Below are 21832 nucleotides of genomic sequence, written 5' to 3'. Positions count from 1 at the left end.
CTCCTCTATTCGAAAGCCAGTCGGACCGAACCAAGTCCGGCGAACTCAGCCAGAAATTCGTCCCCCGGATGCGCATCGAACGCCCGGGTGCACGAACCCGGCAGCACCACGTCACCGGCGCGCAGACGCACCCCGAACGAAGCCACCTTGCGCGCCAGCCATGCCACCGACGTCACCGGATTGCCCAGCACCGCGTCGCTTCTGCCCTCGGCCAACTTCTCGCCGTTGCAGGTCAGCACCGCGTCGATCGACTTGATGTCGATGTCCTTCGGCGAAACACGTTGCTTACCAATGACAAACCCGGCTGAGGATGCGTTATCGGCGATGGTGTCGCAGATCTTGATCTGCCAGTTGGTGATCCGGCTGTCCACCACCTCGATGGATGGCACGTACGCCGCGGTGGCCGCCAGCACGTCATCCTCGGTGCAATCCTCACCCGGCAGGTCGGCGGCCAGGATGAATCCGACCTCCACCTCGACCCGCGGGAACAGGAACTTGGACGCGGAGGCCGCGACGTCCTCGAACAGCTCCATATCGGCCAGCAGGTGCCCATAGTCCGGCTCGTGGACACCCATCATCTTCTGCATCGCCTCGGACGATAGGCCCACCTTGTGCCCGACGACCTTGGCTCCGTCCGCTAGGCGGGAGCGAATATTCATCAGCTGGATCTCATAGGCGTCGACCACACCGAAATCCGGGTATGTGTCGGTGGGCGGCGCGATGGCCACCCGGGTGCGCTCGGCCGCTGCCAAATCGGCGGCGATGGCCTCACGAACGTCGGAACTAAGCATCTATGTGTCTCCCAGTCTCATTCCCGGCCCGCCGTCCGGAGAAGACGCAGTCGGCCAGGGACAATCCGCTCACATACGAATTGGAGCAGATACCCACCGCCGCACGCCCGGCGGCATAGAGCCCTGGGATCGCCGCGCCCGATGTGGTCTGCACGGCACCAGTCTCCTCGTCCACCACCAGCCCGCCAAGGGTCAGCATGGGACACGGATTCAGCATGTTGGTCTTGATGGACACGTTGAACAGATAAAACGGCCCCTGTTCGATGGGAACACGGATGTCGTCGGGTTTCCCCAGCGGATCCGGAGTGCCATCGGCGATGGCCTCATTATGTTCGTACACGGTGCGCGCCAATGCATCCGGATCGATATCCGCCTTGGCGGCCAACTCCTCGATGGACCCGGCCTTCTTGCGCCCCACATTGAGGAACGCCTCGGCCTGTATCCGCTGGAACCACAGCGTCTGCGAGCCCAGCTGCCGGCGAGCCCGCTTCACCAACGCCTTGTCGGCCACCAGATAACCAACGCCGCCAGCCTTCTGCACGATCGCCTTACCCAGCGCAGCACCGTAACGCGACTCGTCAACCATCCTATGCCCCTTGGCATCCACCAACAGCGAGCCGAGGAATGCAGCGGGTGGCACGATGAAACGCCAGGCGGATATCTCGTCGAGGTGCCCGGTGGCCGCGTTCAACGGCTCCGCGAGCTTCAGCGCGGTGCCATCGTCACCGGCGGTGCCCAGCTGCAACCCCTCCCGATACGCCGGCGCATACCGATCCACCAGCTCGCGATCGGCGATGAACCCACCGGACGACAGGATCGCCCCGTCGTCGGCACGGATCTCGAATGGCTTGGCGAACCGACGTTCCAACGCATAGGCGGGACCCTCCAACGCCTTTCGCATCGGCGGGTAGTAGATCCCCGGCTTGGTCGCGTATTGCGTGAACAACGAATACGCCCGCCGCACCCAACCCGGCGCGTCCTTCAACGTCACGCCCCGCACACCCACGACACGACCGTCCTCGACGATCAGGCCGGTGGCCCGGGTCTGCCGCCAGACATCGGCGCCCAAACGCTCCGCGGAGGCCGCCAACGGTGCGAACAACGCCTTACCGGACACACCCCGGCCAAAGGCCCGATGTCCGCGTTGACGGGGCGGGGTGACGGCTCGCGCCATCCCGGAGGATTCGCTGCCAGAAAAGTAGAGGTAGTAGTCGTTGGTGGGGTACGAAGTCTTGAACGGAGCCAGCGAACCTTCGAACGGCACTCCGTAACCTTGGAGCCAATCCAGAGTGCCGACGCTGCCATCGACGAATTTCCGCAGCGTCTCGGGCTTCACCGCGTCGCCCACCTCAAGCTGCAGGTACTCCAGCATCAGCTCCGGAGTGTCCTCGACGCCCGCGTCGCGCTGAATATTGGTGCCGCCCCCGGCGTAGTAAATACCCCCTGAAATGGCCGAAGCCCCGCCGCCGTCGAACCTCTCCAGGATCGTCACGGATGCCCCACGCTCCAGAGCGGCCAACGCGGCGGCCGCTCCCGCCACCCCGTACCCGACGATGACGACATTGGCTGATCGCACGTCCGATCGACCCGGCACTGGGCCTCCCTCACCGTCATATAGCCAAAACAGCAACAAGTTTCTGTTTTCACCGCAACATCAAAGTGTCCGAACGGTGAAACCACAGGCCAGCGCCGGTAGCGCCAGGCCGCCTCAATTCTATAACGTGTTCTACATGACTGAGCAGGAGTACGACGTCGTCGTCGTCGGGAGTGGTGGCGCCGGCATGGTTGCGGCGCTCACCGCGGCACACAACGGGCTGAGCACCGTACTGATCGAGAAGGCCCCCCACTTCGGCGGATCGACCGCGCGTTCCGGTGGCGGCGTCTGGATCCCCAACAACGAGGTGCTCAAGAAGGCCCGCCAGAGCGACACCCCTGAGGCAGCCCGCGAGTACCTCTACACCATCATCGGCGACGTCGTCCCCCGCGAGAAGATCGACACCTACCTCGATCGCGGCCCGGAGATGCTCTCCTTCGTATTGGCCAACTCTCCACTCAAGCTCGACTGGGTGCCCAACTACTCCGACTACTACCCCGAGGCTCCCGGCGGACGTTCGACCGGCCGCTCGGTGGAACCCAAGCCTTTCGATGCCAAGAAACTTGGCGACGAGCTGCCCAACCTGGAGCCTCCATACGGCAAGGTCCCGTTGAATGTCGTCGTACGTCAGCAGGATTACGTACGGCTGAACCAGCTCAAGCGCCATCCCCGCGGCGTGCTGCGCAGTCTGCGCGTGGGCGTGCGCACCTTCTGGGCGCAGGGCACCGGCAAGAAACTCGTCGGCATGGGACGGGCCCTTTCGGCCGCGTTGCGCATCGGCCTGCGTGACGCCGGCGTTCCGGTCAAGCTCAACACCGCACTGACCGACCTCTACATCGAGAACGGCACGGTCAAGGGCGTCTACGTGCGTGAGACCGGTTCTTCGGAGGCTTCCGAACCGACGGTCATCAAGGCACGCAAGGGCGTCATCTTGGCCTCCGGCGGATTCGAGCACAACGAGCAGATGCGAGTGAAGTACCAACGCGCCCCCATCACCGCCGAGTGGACGGTCGGCGCCAAGGCCAATACCGGCGACGGCATCCTGGCAGCAGAAAAGCTCGGTGCCGCGCTGGAGTTCATGGAGGACTCATGGTGGGGCCCAACGGTTCCGCTGGTTGGCAGGCCGTGGTTCGCGCTGTCCGAGCGCAACTCCCCCGGGTCGATCATCGTCAACGCGTCCGGTAAGCGGTTCATGAACGAGTCGCTGCCCTATGTCGAAGCCACTCACCGCATGTATGGCGGCGAGTACGGCCAGGGCGCGGGGCCCGGCGAGAACCTGCCCGCATGGCTGGTCTTCGACCAGGAGTACCGCAACCGGTACATCTTCGCCGGATTGCAGCCGGGACAGAAGATCCCGAGCAAGTGGATCGAGTCCGGCGTGATCGTCAAGGCCGACAGCATCGAAGAGCTCGCGACGAAGGCCAACCTGCCCGTCGAGGAGTTCACGGCGACCGTCGACCGGTTCAACGGCTTCGCCCGCAGTGGCACCGACGAGGACTTCGGCCGCGGGAAGAGCGCCTACGACCGCTACTACGGTGACCCCACGAACAAGCCGAACCCAAATCTGGGTGAACTCAAGAAGGGGCCCTTCTACGCGGCCAAGATGGTGCCCGGCGATCTGGGCACCAAGGGTGGCGTACGCACCGACGTACAGGGCCGGGTGCTGCGCGATGACAACAGCATCATCGAAGGCCTTTACGCCGCAGGTAATGTCAGCACCCCGGTAATGGGCCACACCTACGCCGGCCCCGGCGCCACCATTGGCCCGGCTATGACATGGGGCTACCTCGCGGCGCTCGATATCGCCGGGAAGTAGGGTCAGCTCATGCCTATCAACGTCGATATCGCTCTGGGCGCTGCTGTCGAGCCCGCAGAATTCTCGTGGACCGCATCCGATGTGCAGCTGTATCACCTGGCCATCGGCGCGGGCGCCGATCCGGTGAGCGAGACCGAACTGCGCTACCTGCAGGACAAGACTCCGCAGGTGCTGCCGACATTCGCGACCGTGGCCTCGGGCTTCCACACGGTGGAACCGCCCAGGGTGTCATTCCCGGGTATCGAGATCGACCTGGCCAAGATCCTGCACGGCACCGAGCAGGTGACGGCGCACCGTCCCTTGCCGCCCGCGGGTTCGGCCCGCTCCGAGGGCAAGGTCGTGGAGATCTGGGATAAGGGTAAGGCAGCCGTGATCGTTACGGAGACAACGACTTCCGATGACCATGGCCCACTCTGGACGATCCGCCGGTCGATCTTCGCGCGCGGCGAGGGTGGCTTCGGTGGCGAGAGAGGCCCCTCCGCCGCAGGCGGCACTCCCGACCGCACGCCCGACGTTGAGGTCTCCACGCACATCCTGCCGCAGCAGGCGCTGCTGTACCGGCTCTGCGGCGACCGCAACCCGCTGCATTCCGACCCTGCCTTCGCGGCGGCGGCCGGATTCCCCCGTCCGATCCTTCACGGGCTGTGCAGCTACGGCGTGGTGTGCAAGGCGGCGGTCGACGCCGCACTCGACGGGGATGCCTCGCGGGTGACGTCGTATGCCGCGAAGTTCGCGGGTGTGGTGTTCCCTGGTGAGACCCTCAAGACTCGCATCTGGAAGGAAGACGGCAAGCTGCTGATCTCGGCTGTCGTGGCCGAACGTGAGGATGCCGCCGCACTCGCCGACGTCGAGCTCACCTACACCTAGCCCTACGCGCTAGTACCACCGTATTCCGCGGTAGCGATACACCCCCAGCGCCAGCGCGGTTCCGACACTCCAGACGGCGACGCCCAAGCCGAGTTCCAGTAGGGATCGTTCGGTCAGCGGCATGGAGTGGAAAACGTTGCGCCCGAAGATGGCTCGAGGGATACCGCCTACCGGCGCAACGAGGTAGTAGACGCCGTACGGCAGAGCTAGATAGAAGAGCCACCGCACCGTGGCCGGCACGTCCCGCCGGTGCAGCCAACGCTCGCGCAGCGGGCGCGCCACCATCGGCAGCAGTACCGAGACCAGATTGCCCAGACCCAGCCAGCTGACGATGTGCACGCCCACATCGGGCACGGTGATCGCGGTTTGGGTTGCCGGCTGCCGGTGGATGGTCAGGAAAGCCGTCAGGATGAGCGTCGGCAGCCCGGCGACAAGAAACAGTGTGATGTTCTTGATCAACAAGACATACAGAAGCGACCGATGTCCCCCCAGCGCGTGCCTGACCCGATCGGCATCCAGACCCAGCATGTTGGTCACCGACACATCGGCGAAGATGAACATCGCGAAGTACACGCCGATCAGAAGCGCCCAGTCGCGTTTGCGCCCATGTTGGGCAATCGGCTGCCAGATGATCAGATAGGCGATCGCCAGGCCGAGGTTCAGACCCAATCCCTCGAGCCACCGACGCGGCGGCCGGAAGGTTTCGGCGACATCCTTGCGCAGGCGGATCAATGCGCCTGTCGCAGTGGCGGCCTTTGATTGAGTCACCGGGCAAGCATCGCCGCCGTTTCTGTCAGAAAGCTGTGACTGCGATACGGTCTCGTCTCGGTCACAGTTCAACCGAACGACATGTCGGGTTCTCAAATCCCAGGTTCGGGGCCTACCTTTCCGGCGTGCAGACCACCCCGTGCGGTCCCGCCAAGCGGTCCCGCTGCCTCTCGCGACGCGACGTCCTCAAGTACGCCTCGAGCGTGCCCGTCCTACTCAGCATGCCGGCCGTGCTGTCCACCACGGCCCTGGCCCACGCGGACTCTCCCATAGCGGGAAAGATCGTCTTCCTCGACCCCGGGCACAACGGCGCCAACGACGGCTCGATCACCCGACAGGTCAGTGACGGCCGGGGACGCACCAAGGAATGCCAGACCAGCGGCACCGCAACCGATTCAGGTTTTCCCGAACACACCTTCAACTGGAATGTGGTGTTGCACATCCGCCAGGCCCTCACCGTGGCCGGTGTTCGCACCGCGCTGTCCCGCGGCAATGACAATGCGCTCGGGCCGTGCATCGACGAGCGCGCTGCTACCGGAAACTCCTTCAGGCCCAACGCCATCGTCAGCATTCACGCCGATGGCGGCCCCCGGGATGGCCGGGGATTCCACGTCAACTACTCGAACCCGCCGATCAACGAAGCGCAAGGGGGCCCCTCGTTGCGCTTGGCCAGCACCATGCGCGATCAGCTCAAGGCCTCGGGATTCCAGCCGTCGACCTACCGTGGAAACGATGGTCTATATGGACGTTCCGACCTGGCCGGGCTGAACCTGGCCCAGTACCCGGCGATCCTCATCGAGTGCGGAAACATGAAGAACAGCGACGACGCCGCGATGCTGTCCAGCGCAGACGGCCAGGCGCGCCTGGCGGCCGCGATCGCGATCGCGATCGCGCAAGGCATCGCCAGGTTTCTGAGCTGAGTCGACTTCGACTATCCCAGGATGAGGCCGGATGTCGGCACACCGGTGCCCGCTGTGACGAGCACGTGCTCGACATTCGGCACCTGGTTCACCGACGTCCCTCGTAGCTGGCGCACGCCCTCGGCGATACCGTTCATACCGTGGATGTAGGCCTCGCCGAGCTGACCACCGTGCGTGTTGATCGGCAGCTTTCCGCCCAGCTCGATGGCGCCGTTGGCGATGAAGTCCTTGGCCTCGCCCTTACCGCAGAAGCCGAGTTCTTCGAGCTGCAGCAAGGTGTACGGCGTGAAATGGTCGTACAGGATCGCGGTCTGAATATCGTTGGGCGTCAAACCGGACTGATCCCAGAGCTGCCGACCGACGAGTCCCATCTCGGGTAGTCCCAATTCGTCCCGGTAGTACGAGTACATGGTGAACTGGTCGTCGCCGGACCCCTGCGCGGCTGCCTCGATCACCACCGGCCGGTTCTTGAGATCCTTGGCCCTCTCAGGTGTCGTCACGACAATCGCCACCCCGCCGTCGCTCTCCTGGCAACAGTCGAGCAGTCGCACCGGATCGGCGATCATCCGTGAATTCTGATGGTCCTCAATGGTGATCGGCTTGCCATAGAAGAATGCCTTCGGATTGGTGGCCGCATGCTTGCGATCCGCCACCGACACCGCACCGAAATCTGCACTTGTGGCACCGTATTCGTGCATATACCGGCGCGCGATCATCGCCACCGAGGCTGCCGGCGTACTCAGCCCGTGCGGGTACGACCAGCTGTACTCGACGCCTCGTGAGTCGGCGGTCGAACTCAGTCCCGTCATCACCTGACCGAACCTGAACTCCGAGCGCTCATTAAAGGCCCGGTACGCAACGACCACCTCTGCGACACCGGCGGCGACCGCCAATGCGGCCTGCTGCACCGTCGCCGCGGCCGCGCCGCCGCCATAACCGATCTGGCTGAAGAACTTCAGCTCGCCGATGCCTGTCGAACGCGCGACCGCGGTCTCCAGGTTCGAGTCCATGGTGAAGGTCACCAGGCCGTCGACTTCGTCGGGAGACAAACCGGCATCCGTCAACGCATCGAGCACCGCCTCGGCCGCCAACCTCAGCTCGGATCGGCCCGACTTCTTCGAGAAGTCGGTGGCACCGATACCGGCAATAGCGGCCTTACCCGACAAGCTCACGCGCTCGCTCCGATCGTCAGCTTGACCTTGGCGGTGACATGCGCACCAAGGCTGTTGTTGCCCACCACATCCACTTCCACGACACCGTCGTCGACGGCGGTCACCTCGCCGGAGAACACCGTGGTGTCGTAGGCGTACCACGGCACACCCAAACGCAGCGAAATCGATGTCACACGAGCCGAAGGTCCGGCCCAGTCGGTGACGAATCGCTCGACCAGACCGGTGTCGGACAGGATGTTGATGAAGATGTCCTTGGACCCCTTCGCCTGCGCCAGGTCACGGTCATGATGCACGTCCTGGAAGTCACGCGTGGCCAGCGCGGTCGACACGATGAACGTCGGAGTGCCTTCGAGTTTCAGCTCAGGTAGCTTCTCGCCAACGGTGGTCACTTCGCCTCCCAGGCGTACAGGGTCCATGCCGGGCTCTCTCCCTCTGCGGGGAAGTCCAGATACGTCACCTGAACCGGCAGCCCGATCTGAACATCGTCGGGCGACACCCCTCGAAGCTCGCCCAGCATCCGAACACCCTCGTCAAGCTCCACCAGCGCGATCACGAAAGGCAGTGTGCGACCAGGCACCTGAGGTGCGTGATGCACCACGTAGCTGAACACCGTGCCGCGCCCGCTGGCCACCTGATACTCGATCGGAGCGTCTTTGTCCTGCCACACAGCGGGAACGGGTGGATGCTGCAGCGCCCCGTCGGGCCGCTTCTGCAGCCGCAGCTCATGGGCCGCGACGCCCTCCCAGAAGTACGCGCTATCCCTCGACCAGGATGGACGCATCAGTTTCGAAGGATCGAGATCATCCGGCACGTCGGCCGACTTCTTGGCGCCCGGCCGGAACTTCATGATGCGCCAGTTCATTTCATTGACGAGCTCATCGCCCACATGCCATTCGGCGTGGATGTTGATGAACCAGCTCTCGCCGAGCGCGGTCTGCTTCGGCCCGAAGACCTCGGTCACCTCATTGGTGGTGGTGACCTGCTCGCCCAGCTGCAGATAGCGGTGATAGATCTGCTCGTAGTTGGTGGCGACCACCGACTGGTAACCCGCCGAATCGAGCAGCTCCATCACCCGGCCCAGCGGGTCATCTCCCGAGCGCTCGCCGTACAACCCGGCCATGGTCCACACCTGCGCCATCGCGGGTGGTGCGACGATACCGGGATGCCCGGCCGCCTTTGCCGCATCCTCGTCGACGTAGATCGGGTTGCGGTCCCCCATCGCCTCAACCCAGTTGTTGATCATGGCCTGGTTCACCGGATCCCGTGCCAGGCGGGGCGCGCTGGGGCCGGCGGCCTTGATCTCGGCGAAACCGTCCTGAATATCCACGACGCTCATGATTGTCCGTTCTTCGCGCAAGCCTTCATCACCGCGGCACCCTGGGAGTACCCAGACCAGCCGTCGCGACCATCTCGCGCATCACCTCGTTCACACCGCCACCGAAGGTAATCACCAGGTGGCGCTTGGTCTGTGCATCCAGCCATTCAAGGGTCTCGGCGGTGTTCGCGTCGGCGGGATCCCCGTAGCGGCCCACGACACCCTCGCTCAACCGGCCGAGCTTCTGAATCCATTCGGTAGCAAGGATCTTCGTTGCGGCGGCATCGGCCATGCTGATGTCATCGCCCGATGAGGCCACCTGCCAGTTGAGCAGCTCGTTGAGTCGCCACACGGCCTTCATCTCGCCCAGAACCCGGCGCACGTCCTCATGCGCCAGCGGCGCCACACCGTCGTGCCCCGGCTTGGCGGCCCACTCGTAGACGCGGTCGTACATACCCGCGATCCGCCCGGACGGGCCGAGCGAAACCCGCTCGTGGTTCAGCTGGGTGGTGATGAGCTTCCATCCCAAGTTCTCTTCGCCCACCAGCATGTCCACCGGAACCCGCACGTCCGAGTAGTAGGTCGCATTGGTGTGGTGCGCACCGTCATTGGTGATGATCGGCGTCCACGAGTAGCCCGGATCCTTGGTATCGACGATAAGAATCGAGATTCCCTTGTGTTTGGGCGCATCGGAGTCTGTCCTGCAGGCCAGCCAGATGTACTGGGCCTGGTGGGCACCGGTGGTGAAGATCTTCTGTCCGTTGACGATGTAGTGGTCGCCATCGCGTACCGCGGTGGTGCGCAACGAGGCCAAGTCGGTCCCGGCTTCCGGCTCGGTATACCCGATGGCGAAATGTATTTCACCTGCGAGGATTCCAGGCAGGAACTTCTTCTTCTGCACTTCGGTGCCGTACTTCTGCAGGGTGGGACCGACGGTCTGCAGCGTCACCAAGGGCATCGGCACGTCGGCACGTATGACCTCGTTCATGAAGATCTGCTGTTCCAGCGGGCCGAATCCGTGGCCGCCGTACTCTGTGGGCCAGCCGACACCGAGCCAGCCATCCTGCCCCATCCGCCGAACCACGGCCTCGTAGGACGAGCCGTGGCGGTCGACCATCATCTCGCGCGTCTCATCGGCGGTGACCAGATTCGAAAAGTACTGTCGCAAATCGCTTTGCAACTTCGCCTGTTCCGGCGTGAGGTCTATCAGCATCACTGGCTCCTAAACCTGCGCCGCGGCGAGAACGTCGAGGCGCTCTGAGGACCCGCCCACCAGACGACTCAGGTCCTTGATGGTCGAGTAGTAGCGGTTCATCGGGTACGTGATGTCGACGCCCAGACCACCGTGCAGGTGATGGCAGATCTGCATGACTCGCTGCGCTTCCGCGGCCATCCAGAACGCAACGACATCCAGATCCTCCGTCGCGTCACGCCCGGCGGACAGGCGCCAGACCGCAGACGTGATACCGAGATTCAGCGTGCGCGAGACCACATACACATCTGCCAGCTGCTGCGAAACCGCCTGGAAGGCGGCCAGCGGCTTGCCGAACTGCACTCGGTTGGACACGTGATCGGCGGTCAGACGTAGGGCGCCCGAAACCAATCCGTCCGCGTAGGAACCGATGGCTGCCACGGCGAGCTGGTTCACCCGCTCAACGGGTCCGCCCAACACATCCGAATCGGGTACCGACGCATCGGCGAAGGTCACCGCGTATTCGGCGGCCTTACTGGCCGTCGGTGTCCGGGTGATCGTCACTCCCGGGGTGTTGGGTGCCACCACAACGACGCCGTTGTCGGTGGTGACAAGTATCCAATTTGCCTCGGCCGCATGTAGAACGCCGATCTTGCGGCCGTTCAACACCAACGAGGAACCGTCGCGCACGGCGGATACCGAGGGCGTCGAAGGCAGCGCGGACCCCGGCTCATCGAGAGCCGCGGTGAGGATCGTGCCGGAGCCGACGCCGTCGAGGAATCTGTCCTGTTGCTCGACACAGGCCAGCTCCACCAGGGGAACAACGCCGAACCCGAGCGTCGCCAGCGTCGGCGTCAATGCGCCGTGCTTTCCGAGCACCCGCAACGCCACCGACACCTCGGCCAGGCCCAGTCCGTCGCCGCCCAGCCGTTCAGGCAGCGCGAGACTCAGGACCCCGTTGGCAGCCAGCGACTGCCACAATCCGTCGTCATATCCGACCTCCGGCACCACACCGATGAACTCCCGATCGGCAAGCACCGCTTCGACCACGTCGGAGACAGCCTGCTGCTCCTCCGCGAAAGCGAAATCCATAGCGTGCGTATCCTTTTGAATGACTAGTGCAGAACCGGGCAACCGCTGGCGCCGTTGAAATCAACCTGCCAGTGCTTGATGCCGTTGAGCCAGCCGGACTGCAGTCGCTTCGGATCACCGGCCGGAGCCAGGTTCGGCATGTGGTCGGCGATGGCGTTGAACATCAGGTTGATGGTCAGCCGGGCCAAGTTCGCGCCGATGCAGAAATGCGCACCGCTGCCACCGAATCCCATGTGCGGATTGGGGTTGCGCATGACATTGAAGCTGAACGGATCGTCGAAGACTTCTTCATCGAAGTTGGCCGAGCGGTACATCATGACCACGCGCTGACCCTTCTTGATCTGCACACCACCAAGCTCGGTGTCCTCCAGCGCAGTCCGCTGGAAAGACGTCACAGGCGTTGCCCAACGGACAATCTCGTCGGCCGCCGTCTCCGGACGCTCCTTCTTGTACAACTCCCACTGCTCAGGGAACTGAGTGAAGGCCATCATGCCCTGGGTGATCGAGTTGCGTGAGGTCTCGTTGCCGGCCACCGCGAGCATGATCACGAAGAAGCCGAACTCGTCGTCGGAGAGCTTGCCCTCGCCCTCGACCTCGGCGTTGATCAGGGTGGTCACGATGTCCTCGCCGGGATTCTCGGACTTCTGCTTCGCCATCTCCATCGAGTAGGCGAGGATCTCCATCGACGATGCCGCCGGGTCGATATGCGAGAACTCGGGGTCGTCGTACGAGGTCATTTCGTTGGACCAGTTGAACAGCTTGCCCCGGTCCTCGATGGGCACCCCGAGGAGACCGGCAATGGCCTGCAACGGCAGCTCGCAGGACACCTGTTCCACGAAGTCACCCGTGCCGCTGGCCGCCGCAGCCTTCGCGATCTGCTGAGCACGCTCGTTCAGCTCGTCGCGCAGTCGGCCGATCGCCCGGGGCGTGAAACCACGGGAGATGATCTTGCGCAGCCGGGTGTGGTGCGGGGCGTCCATGTTGAGCATGACGTAGCGCTGCAGCTCGATGGCCTCGCGGGTGATGTCGTCCTGGAACCGCGGGATGGCGGTGTTTTCCCAGCTGGAGAAGACATCGCTGCGAAGCGACACCTCCTTGACGTCCTTGTGCTTGGAGACGACCCAATACCCGCCGTCATTGAAGCCGCCGACGCCGTCGGGCTGCTCCTGCCACCAAATCGGAGCCGTCTTCCGTAGCTCCTTGAGCTCCTCGATCGGGAGCCGTTCTGCGTAGATCTCCGGGTCGGTGAAGTCGAAACCGGCGGGAAGGCTGGGGTGCACCACGTTGAACTCCTATGGCCTTTCAGGGCGTCATTCAGGGACGATCTGGTTAGAGCATCTAGTGAGAGCTTAGTGAGATACGACACTCTCTAGCCCCATTGAAGCACACGATCAGCGCAGACAAAACGTGGTGGATGGGGGAGAACACGTTCTCATTGCTTCCAGACTGGAACGTGTTCTACCGTGAAGTCAACGTTCAGAGCGCAAAGGAGCAGCTCCATGGGTAATCCGGTCATCGTCGAAGCGACGCGCAGCGCCATCGGCAAACGTGGTGGATGGCTCGCGGGCCTGCATCCAGCCGAGCTGCTCGGCAGCATCCAGAAGTCGGTGATCGCCCGCGTAGGTCTGGACCCGAACGAGGTCGAACAAGTCATCGGTGGCTGCGTGACCCAATTCGGCGAGCAGGGCGGCCACATCACTCGGCAGGCATGGCTGCACGCCGGCCTGCCCGAGGCCGCCGGTGCCACCACCATCGACTGCCAGTGCGGCAGCGCGCAGCAGGCCAACCACCTCATCGCCGGCCTGATCTACTCCGGTGCCATCGACACCGGCATCGCCTGCGGTATCGAATCGATGAGCCGGGTGCCACTGGGCGCCAACGTCGGCGGCACCGGCATCCCGCGCCCCGCCTCCTGGGATATCGATATGCCCAACCAGTTCGAGGCAGCAGAGCGGATTGCCAAGCGCCGCGGCATTACTCGTGCCGATGTCGACGGCCTTGGAGTGCGTTCGCAGGCACTGGCCAAGCAGGCATGGGCCGAAGGACGATTCGATCGCGAGATCACCGCGCTCGATGCGCCGCAGGTGGACAAGGAGGGCAACCCCACCGGCGAGACCCTGACGGTCAGCCGCGACCAGGGCCTGCGCGATACCACCCTGGAATCACTCGGAAACCTCAAACCCGTTATGCCGGAGGGTATTCACACCGCCGGCACGTCCTCGCAGATTTCCGACGGTGCCGCGGCGGTACTACTCATGGACGAGGACAAGGCCCGCTCATTGGGCCTGACGCCACGCGCGCGCATCGTGTCGCAGGCGCTCGTCGGCGCTGAGCCCTACTACCACCTGGACGGCCCGGTGCAGTCGACGCAGCGCGTGCTGGACCGTGCGGGCATGAAGATCGGCGATATCGACGTCGTTGAAATCAACGAGGCCTTCGCCTCGGTGGTGCTGTCCTGGGCAGCGGTGCACAAGCCGGACTTCGACCGGGTCAACGTCAATGGCGGCGCCATCGCGCTGGGGCACCCCGTCGGCAGCACCGGCAGCCGCCTAATCACCACGGCACTGCACGAACTCGAACGTACCGACAAGTCAACAGCTTTGATCACCATGTGTGCTGGTGGCGCGCTGTCCACCGGCACCATCATCGAACGGATCTAGTACCTTCGCGAAGGCCCCCGGCACCTCGGTGTCCGGGGGTCTTTTCGTCAGCTGGCCCGCCCGAACCCTGCCGGGCAGAAATCAACCTCCCAGTGCTTGACCCCGTTGAGCCATCCGGACCGCAGCCTGTCGGGCTCGCCCGCCGACGCAATGTCGGGCATGTGGTCGGCGATCGCGTTGAACATCAGGTTGATGGTCATGCGGGCCAGGTTGGCGCCAACGCAGTGATGCTCGCCGCTTCCCCCGAATCCCACATGCGGGTTGGGATTTCGCATGATGTCGAAGGTGAACGGGTTCTCGAAGACTTCTTCATCGAAGTTGGCCGAGCGGTACATCATGACCACACGCTGCCCCTTCTTGATCCGCACACCACCAAGCTCGGTGTCCTCCAGCGCAGTCCGCTGAAAGGACGTAACGGGCGTTGCCCAACGGACAATCTCGTCGGCGGCGGACTCGGGGCGTTCCCTCTTGTACAACTCCCACTGCTCCGGGAACTGAGTGAAGGCGTGCATGCCGTGCGTGATGGAGTTGCGGGTCGTTTCATTACCCGCCACCGCCAAAAGCATGACGAAAAACCCGAACTCGTCATCGGATAGTTTCTGGCCGTCGATATCGGCATTCACCAGATCAGTGCAGATATCGGGACCGGGCTCCGCGGCCTTGCGGGCCGCAACTCCCATGGCGTACATCAGCAACTCGGTGCTGGCGATCGCGCTGTCATCCTCACCGTCGTCCGAACCGACCAGCCTGTTCGACCAATCGAAGAGCCGCTCGCGCTCATCCAATGGCGTACCCATCAACCCGGCGATGGCTTGCAACGGAAGCTCGCAGGCCACCTGCTCAACAAAGTCTCCGTGCTGTGTCTGTGCCGCCGCCCTCGCAATGCCTTGCGCCCGGGCGTTGAGATCGTCACGGAGTCGGTTCACCGCCCGCGGCGTGAATCCTCGGCTGATGATGTGCCGCAACCTACTGTGCCGCGGCGGGTCCATATTGAGCATGATCAAACGCGTCGCATCGATCCGCTCGCGTGGAGTCGTCGGCGAGTAGCGAGGTATCGCGGTGTTCTGCTCGCTGGAGAACACATCACATCGAAGCGAGATCTCTTTGACGTCTTTATGTTTGGACACCACCCAGAAACCGTCATCATCGAATCCGGCGACCCCACGCTCGGTGCGGTTCCACCAAATCGGTTGGGTATGCCGCAGTTCGGCGAGCTCACCCTCCGGGATCCCGTGCACAAAAAGGTCGGGATCCGTGAAATCAATATTCACGGGAAGGTTGGGATGTACCACGCTGTACCTCCTGGCCTGTGACGCATTTCACTAATGGCTCTAGTGGCAGTGAAGCACAGAAAACGCCCTCGGGACAAGGGGGCGCGGAGGAAAAACCCCAGATCTAGAACGCGTTCTAGATACGTGAGAGCTTTGGGACGAAGATCGCCCGGATGTGGTGGATCCGCGGATCAGCCGCCGGAATCTTGAACGTCTCGTCCACTTTTGCCACGACGCGCCACCCGGTCACCTTTGCCTTGGTCTCGATGACGAAACTCGCGACGACGTCGTCCCCCTCGATGCGGAACTGTCGATTGGACGCGGCGGCAATCAGGCGGAACTGCGGGCCATTGTTCAGGCTGCGCCGCAAGTGATCTCCGGAGAACCCGGTCTTGACACCCTGCTCGATCCGCACACATTCCGGGGCGAACGGCACCGCGTCTGCCTCATGGGTGACGAGGGCTTCGATGTAGGCATTTGCGGCGGCAATACGCACTTCGTCTGAGGCTCCAGGTGTTGACACCCTCGTAGCATAGGGCCATGTCTGATGGTCTTGCCGCGAGCGGCTCATCCGCGAATGCACCCGCCCAATTGAACTCCGAGTTGGCCGGAAAGTTGATCAAGTGGATGACCACTGCCAACGTCTGGCTGTATCAGCGGACCGACGGCCGCCTCGGCGGAAAGTGGCGTGTGGGTGCGGCTTTCCCCTGGGGCATTCCGGTACTGCTGATCACCACCATCGGCCGCAAGACCGGGCAGAAGCGGCTGAGCGCGCTGCTCTTCCTGCCCGACGGCGACAAGATCGTCCTAGTGGCGTCGCAGGGCGGGCGTGACACCAATCCGGCGTGGTACCTCAACCTGAAGGCGAATTCTGAAGTCAGCGTTCAGATAAAAGGCAATATCCGAACGATGACGGCCCGCACCGCGACTGACGAGGAACGTGCGTACTACTGGCCCAAGCTGGTCGAGCTATACGCCGACTTCGACAAGTACCAGTCGTACACAACCCGCAAGATCCCCGTCGTCATCCTGGAGCCCTAGCTCCCCATCGACACGCCGTGTCGGCGGAAGCGGCTAACCCTGTGAGCCGTAGACCGGAACCGGCGTGCGAGCCTTATCGAGCAGGTCGGTGACAACGGGACCCAATTCACTTGGGTCCCAACGAGCACCCTTGTCTACCTGCGGACCGTGCGCCCAGCCCTCGGCGACGCGAATGATGCCGGCTTCGACCTCGAACACCTTTCCGGTGACCGCGCGCGACTCCGGGCTGCCCAGCCACACCACCAGCGGTGAGACATTCTCGGGAGCCATCGCGTCGAATGCACCGTCCTCGGGCTTGGCCATGGTCTCGGCGAAGACTGCCTCGGTCATCCGGGTACGCGCGGCCGGAGCGATGGCGTTGACGGTGATGCCGTAGCGGCCCATCTCCGCAGCGGCCTGCAGCGTCAAGGTGGCGATACCGGCCTTGGCGGCGGCGTAATTCCCTTGCCCGACACTGCCTTGCAGGCCGGCAGCGGAGCTGGTGTTGATAATGCGGGCGTCCACCGCATTGCCGGCCTTGAACTCATCACGCCAGTACGCGGCGGCATGACGCAGCGGTGCGAAGTGCCCCTTGAGATGCACGCGAATCACCGCGTCCCACTCCTCCTCGCCCATGTTGGCGAGCATCCGGTCACGCAGGAAACCAGCGTTGTTCACCAGAACATCCAGACGTCCAAAGGAATTGACGGCCGTGTCGATCAGGTTCTTGGCACCGTTCCAGTCCGCGACGTCATCACCGTTGGTGACGGCCTCGCCACCGGCGGCTTTGATCTCCTCGACCACTTCCTGGGCGGGGCTGGTGCCCGCCGATCCATCCAGGCCCACACCGATGTCATTGACGACTACACGGGCGCCTTCGGCCGCGAACGCCAGCGCGTGCGCACGTCCGATGCCCCGGCCCGCACCGGTGATGATGACGACCCGACCGTCGAGCAAACCTGGCATGTTCTATTCCTTTTCGCCGTTCTCATTGCTGTTGACATTGGCGGCGTCGAGGAACGCGGGACGCTCCCCTCCGCCATGAACCGTGAGGACCGAACCGGTCACGTACGAGGACAGTGGTGAGGCAAGAAACGCTGCCGTCCAACCAATCTCGTCCGGATTCGCAAGGCGGCCCAGCGGCACCGTCGCGCCGACGGACGCAATCCCGTCTTCATCGCCATAATGCATTTCCGAGAGCTCGGTGCGGATCATTCCGGCGGCCAGCGCATTCACCCGCACCTTGGGCGCCCATTCCACAGCCAGGCTCCGGGTCAGGCTCTCGAGCCCGGCCTTGGCGGCGCCATATGCGGCAGTACCCGGCGAGGGTCGGCTTGCGCTCACGCTGGTGATGTTGACGATGGTGCCGCCCTCGTCCTGCCGCTGCATCACGGCGTTGGCGCGCTGCGAGACGAGCAGGGCCGAGAGCAGATTCAGTTCGATGATCTTGCGATGGAAGTTGTGGCTCGCGTCGGCGGCCAGCGCGAAGGGCGCACCACCGGCGTTGTTCACGACAGCATCCAGGCGCCCATGCCCGGACACGATGGCGCTGATGAGCGCGTCCACCGACTCTTCGTCGCGGACATCGCAGGGATGAAATTCGTAAGGGGGGCTCTGGGATGAGCCGCTTGCGCGAAGACCATCGGGTGCGGGGCGGCGTGCGCAGGTAATCACCGTCGCACCGAGCTCGTCGAACACCCGACTGATCCCGGCACCGACACCGCGGACACCTCCGGTGACCAGCACGACGCGGCCCGCGAGGCCGAGTTCGTAAGGGGTTCGCACGTCGCTCCTTGCTGTATTCCTGCTGTTTGTCCTGCGCTTTCGAGCCATGGTAGCGTACCAAGCAAGTGCTTGTTTCGGTACCTTGAGGAGTCTCATGGGCATCATCACCGCGACGGTTGAACCGGGCATCGTGACCGTCACCGTCGACTATCCGAAGGTCAACGCCATCCCCTCGCGCGGATGGTTTGAGCTGGCCGACGCCATCCTGGCGGCGGGCAATGACCCGTCCACCCACGTCGTGATCCTGCGAGCCGAGGGCCGCGGGTTCAACGCGGGCGCCGACATCAAGGAAATGCAGCGCACCCAGGCAGAAGGACAGGGCTTCACCGCCTTGATCGACACCAACCGAGGCTGCTTCGAAGCCTTCAGCGCGGTCTACCGCTGCAAGGTGCCCGTCATCGCCGCCGTCAACGGCTTCTGCCTCGGCGGTGGAATCGGCTTGGTGGGTAACGCCGACGTGATCGTCGCCTCCGATGATGCGGTGTTCAGCGTGCCCGAGGTGGACCGTGGCGCACTCGGCACCGCCACTCATCTGCAGCGATTGGTCCCCCAGCATGTGATGCGCCGGATGTTCTACACAGCAGCCAAGATCGACGCAAAAACGTTGCACCACTACGGATCCATTCACGAGGTGGTGCCACGGGAGGAACTCGACGAGGCCGCGCTGCGCGTCGCGCGTGACATCGCCGCCAAGGACACCCGCGTCATCCGCGCCGCCAAGGAAGCCATCAACGTCATAGATCCGCAGGACGTCGAATCCAGCTATCGCATGGAACAGGGCTTCACATTCGAGCTCAACCTGGCCGGTGTCGCCGACGAGCACCGTGACGCATTCGTCGAGACCGGAAAGCCGAAGGGAAACTAATGGCAGACAAGACAAGCACTCTCGACGAGGTCGTCTCCGAACTGCGCAGCGGCATGACCATCGGTCTCGGCGGCTGGGGTTCGCGCCGCAAGCCGATGGCCTTCGTGCGCGCGATCTTGCGTTCGGATATCACGGATTTGACGGTCGTCACCTACGGCGGACCGGACTTGGGCCTGCTGTGTTCGGCGGGCAAGGTCAAAAAGGCCTACTACGGCTTCGTGTCCCTGGATTCGCCGCCGTTCTATGACCCGTGGTTCGCAAAAGCGCGCACCACCGGTGCCATCGAGTCCCGCGAGATGGATGAAGGCATGGTCAAGTGCGGCCTGGAGGCCGCCGCCGCCCGCCTACCATTCCTGCCCATCCGGGCCGGGCTGGGCTCGGACGTCATGAATTTCTGGGGCGACGAGCTCAAGACCGTCACATCCCCGTATGCGGACTCGTCGGGAAACGCGGAAACCCTGGTCGCAATGCCCGCACTGAATCTGGACGCCGCATTCGTGCACCTGAACCTGGGTGACTCCACCGGCAATGCCGCCTACACCGGTGTGGACCCGTACTTCGACGACCTCTACTGCCTGGCCGCCGAGCGCCGCTACCTCTCTGTGGAGAAGATCGTGTCCACCGAGGAACTGGTCAAAACCGTTCCCCTGCAGTCACTCCTGCTGAACCGCATGATGGTGGACAAGGTGGTGGAAGCTCCCGGTGGCGCGCACTTCACCATCGGCGCCGCCGACTACGGCCGCGACGAGAAGTTCCAGCGGCACTACGCCGAGGCCGCCGGGAATCCGGAGACCTGGCAGACCTTCGTCGACACCTACCTGTCCGGTTCCGAAGAGGACTACCAGGCAGCCGTTAAGCGGTTTAAGGAGCAGCAGGCATGAGCGAGGCAACCCGCGCCGAGGTATGCGCCGTAGCGTGCGCCGAGTTGTTCAGGGACGCAGGCGAGATCATGGCCTCCGCGATGTCGACCATGTCCACCGTCGGTGCCCGACTGGCTCGCCTGACCTTCTCCCCCGATCTGGTGCTCTCCGACGGAGAGGCCGTCCTGATGGCCGAGACACCGGCAATCGGCGGCACCTCTCCGATCGAGGGGTGGATGCCCTTCCGCAAGGTGTTCGACGTGGTGGCCTCCGGCCGTCGACATGTCGTCATGGGCGCCAACCAGATTGACCGCTACGGCAATCAGAACCTCTCGGCGTTCGGGCCGCTGCAGCACCCCACCCGGCAGATGTTCGGTGTGCGCGGCGCACCGGGCAACACCATCAACCACGCCACGTCGTATTGGGTGGGCAACCATTCGGCGCGAGTGTTCGGGAACTCTGTCGACATCGTCTCGGGCGTCGGTTACGACAAGGTCGACCCGGCGAACCCGGCGTACAAGTACCTCAACGTGTTCCGGGTGATTTCCAACCTGGGTGTGTTCGACTTCAACGGCCCCAACCACGAGATGCAGGCGCTGTCACTGCACCCCGGCGTCTCGGCCGAGGAGGTTGCGTCAAACACCAGCTTCGAGGTGCACGGGCTGAACGACGCCGGTGAGACCCGTCTGCCCACCGATGAAGAGCTTCGGATCATTCGCGAGGTGATTGATCCGAAGTCATTCCGGGACAAGGAAGTCAAGCAATGAGTGCACCGGTCCTCAAGACAGCACTGACTGAGCTGGTCGGCATCGACCATCCCGTCGTCCAGACCGGTATGGGCTGGGTGGCCGGTCCTCGCCTGGTGGCCGCCACCTCCAACGCCGGCGGTCTGGGCATCCTCGCCTCGGCGACCATGACGCTGGAGGAATTGGTCGCGGCGGTCGCGAAGACGAAGTCACTCACCGACAAGCCCTTCGGTGTGAACATCCGCGCGGACGCCGGTGATGCCACCGAGCGTATCGATCTGCTGATCCGCGAGAAGGTCAAGGTGGCCTCGTTCGCGCTGGCACCCAAGCAGGATCTGATCGCCAAGCTGAAAGACAATGGCGTGGTGGTCGTTCCGTCTATCGGCGCAGCCAAGCATGCCAAGAAGGTCGCCGCCTGGGGTGCCGACGCAGTGATCGTGCAGGGCGGTGAGGGCGGCGGGCACACCGGACCTGTCGCGACCACGCTGCTGCTGCCCTCGGTGCTCGATGCCGTCAAGGACACCGCAATGCCGGTCATCGCCGCCGGTGGATTCTTCGACGGGCGTGGCCTCGCCGCAGCGCTGTCCTACGGCGCGACCGGTGTCGCCATGGGCACCCGATTCCTGCTGACCTCCGATAGCACCGTGCCTGATGCGGTCAAGGAGCGCTACCTGGCCTCGGCCCTCGATGGCACCGTGGTGTCGACCCGGGTCGACGGCATGCCGCACCGGGTGTTGCGCACCGAGCTGGTCGAGAAGCTCGAAAGCGGTTCGCGGGTGCGTGGATTCAGCGCCGCGATCCGGAACGCGGCCAAGTTCAAGAAGATGTCGGGAATGACGTGGCGGTCCATGGTCACGGACGGCCTGGCGATGCGCCACGGCAAGGAGCTCACCTGGTCTCAGGTGCTCATGGCCGCGAACACCCCGATGCTGCTGAAGGCCGGTCTGGTCGAGGGCAACACCGGTGCCGGTGTTCTCGCCTCCGGTCAGGTCGCGGGCATCCTCGATGACCTGCCCAGCTGCCAGGACCTGATCGACGCGATCGTGACGGAAGCGGTTGCCCAGCTGAAGAGTGCGAACGCGGCCATCCTCTAACCGC

The 21832-nt window shown here is 63.8% G+C and carries 22 protein-coding genes; 9 read left to right on the top strand and 13 right to left on the bottom strand.

Going from position 1 to position 21832, the window contains the following annotated elements; all coding sequences use genetic code 11:
• Positions 1 to 5: 5 nt before the first annotated feature.
• On the bottom strand, positions 6 to 791 hold the full coding sequence (locus tag MSTE_RS02930) for a 2-keto-4-pentenoate hydratase (RefSeq protein WP_096498853.1): 786 nt from the start codon (positions 789 to 791) through the stop codon (positions 6 to 8).
• A complete protein-coding gene (locus MSTE_RS02925) occupies positions 784 to 2424 on the bottom strand; it encodes an FAD-binding protein (RefSeq protein ID WP_162291355.1) in 1641 nt (546 codons plus the stop codon). Before MSTE_RS02925 ends, MSTE_RS02930 begins: the two co-directional genes overlap by 8 nt.
• Before the next feature lie 88 nt (positions 2425 to 2512).
• Here MSTE_RS02925 and kstD point away from each other — a divergent pair, with 88 nt between their 5' ends.
• Both kstD and MSTE_RS02915 read left to right on the top strand, forming a co-directional pair.
• Positions 2513 to 4201 (top strand): 3-oxosteroid 1-dehydrogenase, encoded by a 1689-nt coding sequence (gene kstD, locus MSTE_RS02920; protein ID WP_162291354.1) that lies wholly within the window; start codon positions 2513 to 2515, stop codon positions 4199 to 4201.
• 9 nt (positions 4202 to 4210) lie between these two features.
• Positions 4211 to 5068, top strand: a complete 858-nt coding sequence (locus MSTE_RS02915) for a MaoC/PaaZ C-terminal domain-containing protein (protein ID WP_096498849.1) — start codon at positions 4211 to 4213, stop codon at positions 5066 to 5068.
• 9 nt (positions 5069 to 5077) lie between these two features.
• Here MSTE_RS02915 and MSTE_RS02910 read toward each other — a convergent pair whose 3' ends face one another.
• Positions 5078 to 5836, bottom strand: a complete 759-nt coding sequence (locus tag MSTE_RS02910) for a hypothetical protein (protein WP_096498847.1) — start codon at positions 5834 to 5836, stop codon at positions 5078 to 5080.
• A gap of 221 nt (positions 5837 to 6057) precedes the next feature.
• On the opposite strand from MSTE_RS02910, the gene MSTE_RS02905 reads away from it, so the two are divergent.
• Complete coding sequence (locus MSTE_RS02905; protein WP_096498845.1) at positions 6058 to 6756, top strand: Rv3717 family N-acetylmuramoyl-L-alanine amidase; 699 nt, start codon at positions 6058 to 6060, stop codon at positions 6754 to 6756.
• An 11-nt stretch (positions 6757 to 6767) separates the two neighbouring features.
• Here the strand turns inward: MSTE_RS02905 and MSTE_RS02900 are convergent, their stop codons facing one another.
• The 6 genes from MSTE_RS02900 to MSTE_RS02875 are packed head-to-tail and all read right to left on the bottom strand — an operon-like array spanning position 6768 to position 12810.
• Positions 6768 to 7922, bottom strand: coding sequence for a lipid-transfer protein (locus tag MSTE_RS02900; RefSeq protein ID WP_193442071.1), 1155 nt, complete (start codon positions 7920 to 7922; stop codon positions 6768 to 6770).
• Positions 7923 to 7924: 2 nt separating this feature from the next.
• The gene (locus MSTE_RS02895) at positions 7925 to 8344 is read right to left on the bottom strand and encodes a MaoC family dehydratase (protein WP_162291353.1); all 420 of its coding nucleotides are present in this window, start codon (positions 8342 to 8344) and stop codon (positions 7925 to 7927) included.
• The gene (locus MSTE_RS02890; protein WP_096498839.1) at positions 8314 to 9264 is read right to left on the bottom strand and encodes a bifunctional MaoC family dehydratase N-terminal/OB-fold nucleic acid binding domain-containing protein; all 951 of its coding nucleotides are present in this window, start codon (positions 9262 to 9264) and stop codon (positions 8314 to 8316) included. Before MSTE_RS02890 ends, MSTE_RS02895 begins: the two co-directional genes overlap by 31 nt.
• Positions 9265 to 9292: 28 nt before the next feature.
• Positions 9293 to 10456 carry an acyl-CoA dehydrogenase FadE29 gene (gene fadE29, locus MSTE_RS02885; RefSeq protein ID WP_096498837.1) on the bottom strand — a complete coding sequence of 388 codons (1164 nt, stop codon included), beginning with the start codon at positions 10454 to 10456 and terminating at the stop codon, positions 9293 to 9295.
• A gap of 9 nt (positions 10457 to 10465) precedes the next feature.
• The gene (locus MSTE_RS02880) at positions 10466 to 11527 is read right to left on the bottom strand and encodes an acyl-CoA dehydrogenase family protein (protein ID WP_096498835.1); all 1062 of its coding nucleotides are present in this window, start codon (positions 11525 to 11527) and stop codon (positions 10466 to 10468) included.
• Positions 11528 to 11550: 23 nt separating this feature from the next.
• Positions 11551 to 12810 (bottom strand): cytochrome P450, encoded by a 1260-nt coding sequence (locus MSTE_RS02875; RefSeq protein ID WP_096498833.1) that lies wholly within the window; start codon positions 12808 to 12810, stop codon positions 11551 to 11553.
• A gap of 216 nt (positions 12811 to 13026) precedes the next feature.
• Here MSTE_RS02875 and MSTE_RS02870 point away from each other — a divergent pair, with 216 nt between their 5' ends.
• Positions 13027 to 14187, top strand: coding sequence for a steroid 3-ketoacyl-CoA thiolase (locus MSTE_RS02870; RefSeq protein WP_096498831.1), 1161 nt, complete (start codon positions 13027 to 13029; stop codon positions 14185 to 14187).
• A gap of 47 nt (positions 14188 to 14234) precedes the next feature.
• Here MSTE_RS02870 and MSTE_RS02865 read toward each other — a convergent pair whose 3' ends face one another.
• Together MSTE_RS02865 and MSTE_RS02860 are read right to left on the bottom strand one after the other, a co-directional pair.
• On the bottom strand, positions 14235 to 15479 hold the full coding sequence (locus MSTE_RS02865; protein ID WP_096498829.1) for a cytochrome P450: 1245 nt from the start codon (positions 15477 to 15479) through the stop codon (positions 14235 to 14237).
• A 115-nt stretch (positions 15480 to 15594) separates the two neighbouring features.
• Positions 15595 to 15981: a hypothetical protein gene (locus MSTE_RS02860; protein ID WP_096498827.1), complete on the bottom strand. Its 387-nt coding sequence runs from the start codon at positions 15979 to 15981 to the stop codon at positions 15595 to 15597.
• Positions 15982 to 15998: 17 nt separating this feature from the next.
• On the opposite strand from MSTE_RS02860, the gene MSTE_RS02855 reads away from it, so the two are divergent.
• Positions 15999 to 16499: a nitroreductase family deazaflavin-dependent oxidoreductase gene (locus tag MSTE_RS02855; protein ID WP_096498825.1), complete on the top strand. Its 501-nt coding sequence runs from the start codon at positions 15999 to 16001 to the stop codon at positions 16497 to 16499.
• 33 nt (positions 16500 to 16532) lie between these two features.
• Here the strand turns inward: MSTE_RS02855 and MSTE_RS02850 are convergent, their stop codons facing one another.
• Together MSTE_RS02850 and MSTE_RS02845 are read right to left on the bottom strand one after the other, a co-directional pair.
• Positions 16533 to 17444, bottom strand: a complete 912-nt coding sequence (locus MSTE_RS02850; protein WP_096498823.1) for an SDR family oxidoreductase — start codon at positions 17442 to 17444, stop codon at positions 16533 to 16535.
• A 3-nt stretch (positions 17445 to 17447) separates the two neighbouring features.
• The gene (locus MSTE_RS02845) at positions 17448 to 18263 is read right to left on the bottom strand and encodes an SDR family oxidoreductase (RefSeq protein ID WP_096498821.1); all 816 of its coding nucleotides are present in this window, start codon (positions 18261 to 18263) and stop codon (positions 17448 to 17450) included.
• Between the two features lie 94 nt (positions 18264 to 18357).
• Here MSTE_RS02845 and MSTE_RS02840 point away from each other — a divergent pair, with 94 nt between their 5' ends.
• Genes MSTE_RS02840 through ipdC form a run of 4 tightly spaced genes read left to right on the top strand, consistent with a single transcriptional unit; the run spans position 18358 to position 21828 of the window.
• Positions 18358 to 19128, top strand: a complete 771-nt coding sequence (locus tag MSTE_RS02840; RefSeq protein ID WP_096498819.1) for an enoyl-CoA hydratase family protein — start codon at positions 18358 to 18360, stop codon at positions 19126 to 19128.
• Entirely contained in the window at positions 19128 to 20009 is an 882-nt protein-coding gene (locus MSTE_RS02835; protein ID WP_096498817.1) for a CoA transferase subunit A, read from the top strand. Before MSTE_RS02840 ends, MSTE_RS02835 begins: the two co-directional genes overlap by 1 nt.
• Entirely contained in the window at positions 20006 to 20755 is a 750-nt protein-coding gene (locus MSTE_RS02830; protein ID WP_096498815.1) for a CoA-transferase subunit beta, read from the top strand. The genes MSTE_RS02835 and MSTE_RS02830 overlap by 4 nt, the downstream gene beginning before the upstream one ends.
• Positions 20752 to 21828: a (3aS,4S,5R,7aS)-5-hydroxy-7a-methyl-1-oxo-octahydro-1H-indene-4-carboxyl-CoA dehydrogenase gene (ipdC, locus tag MSTE_RS02825; RefSeq protein ID WP_096498813.1), complete on the top strand. Its 1077-nt coding sequence runs from the start codon at positions 20752 to 20754 to the stop codon at positions 21826 to 21828. Before MSTE_RS02830 ends, ipdC begins: the two co-directional genes overlap by 4 nt.
• The last annotated feature ends 4 nt before the right edge of the window (positions 21829 to 21832 follow it).

Source organism: [Mycobacterium] stephanolepidis (assembly GCF_002356335.1).
Lineage (GTDB): Bacteria > Actinomycetota > Actinomycetes > Mycobacteriales > Mycobacteriaceae > Mycobacterium > Mycobacterium stephanolepidis.
Note: the sequence above shows the minus strand (reverse complement) of the source record. Positions and strands in the feature narration are given on the sequence as shown.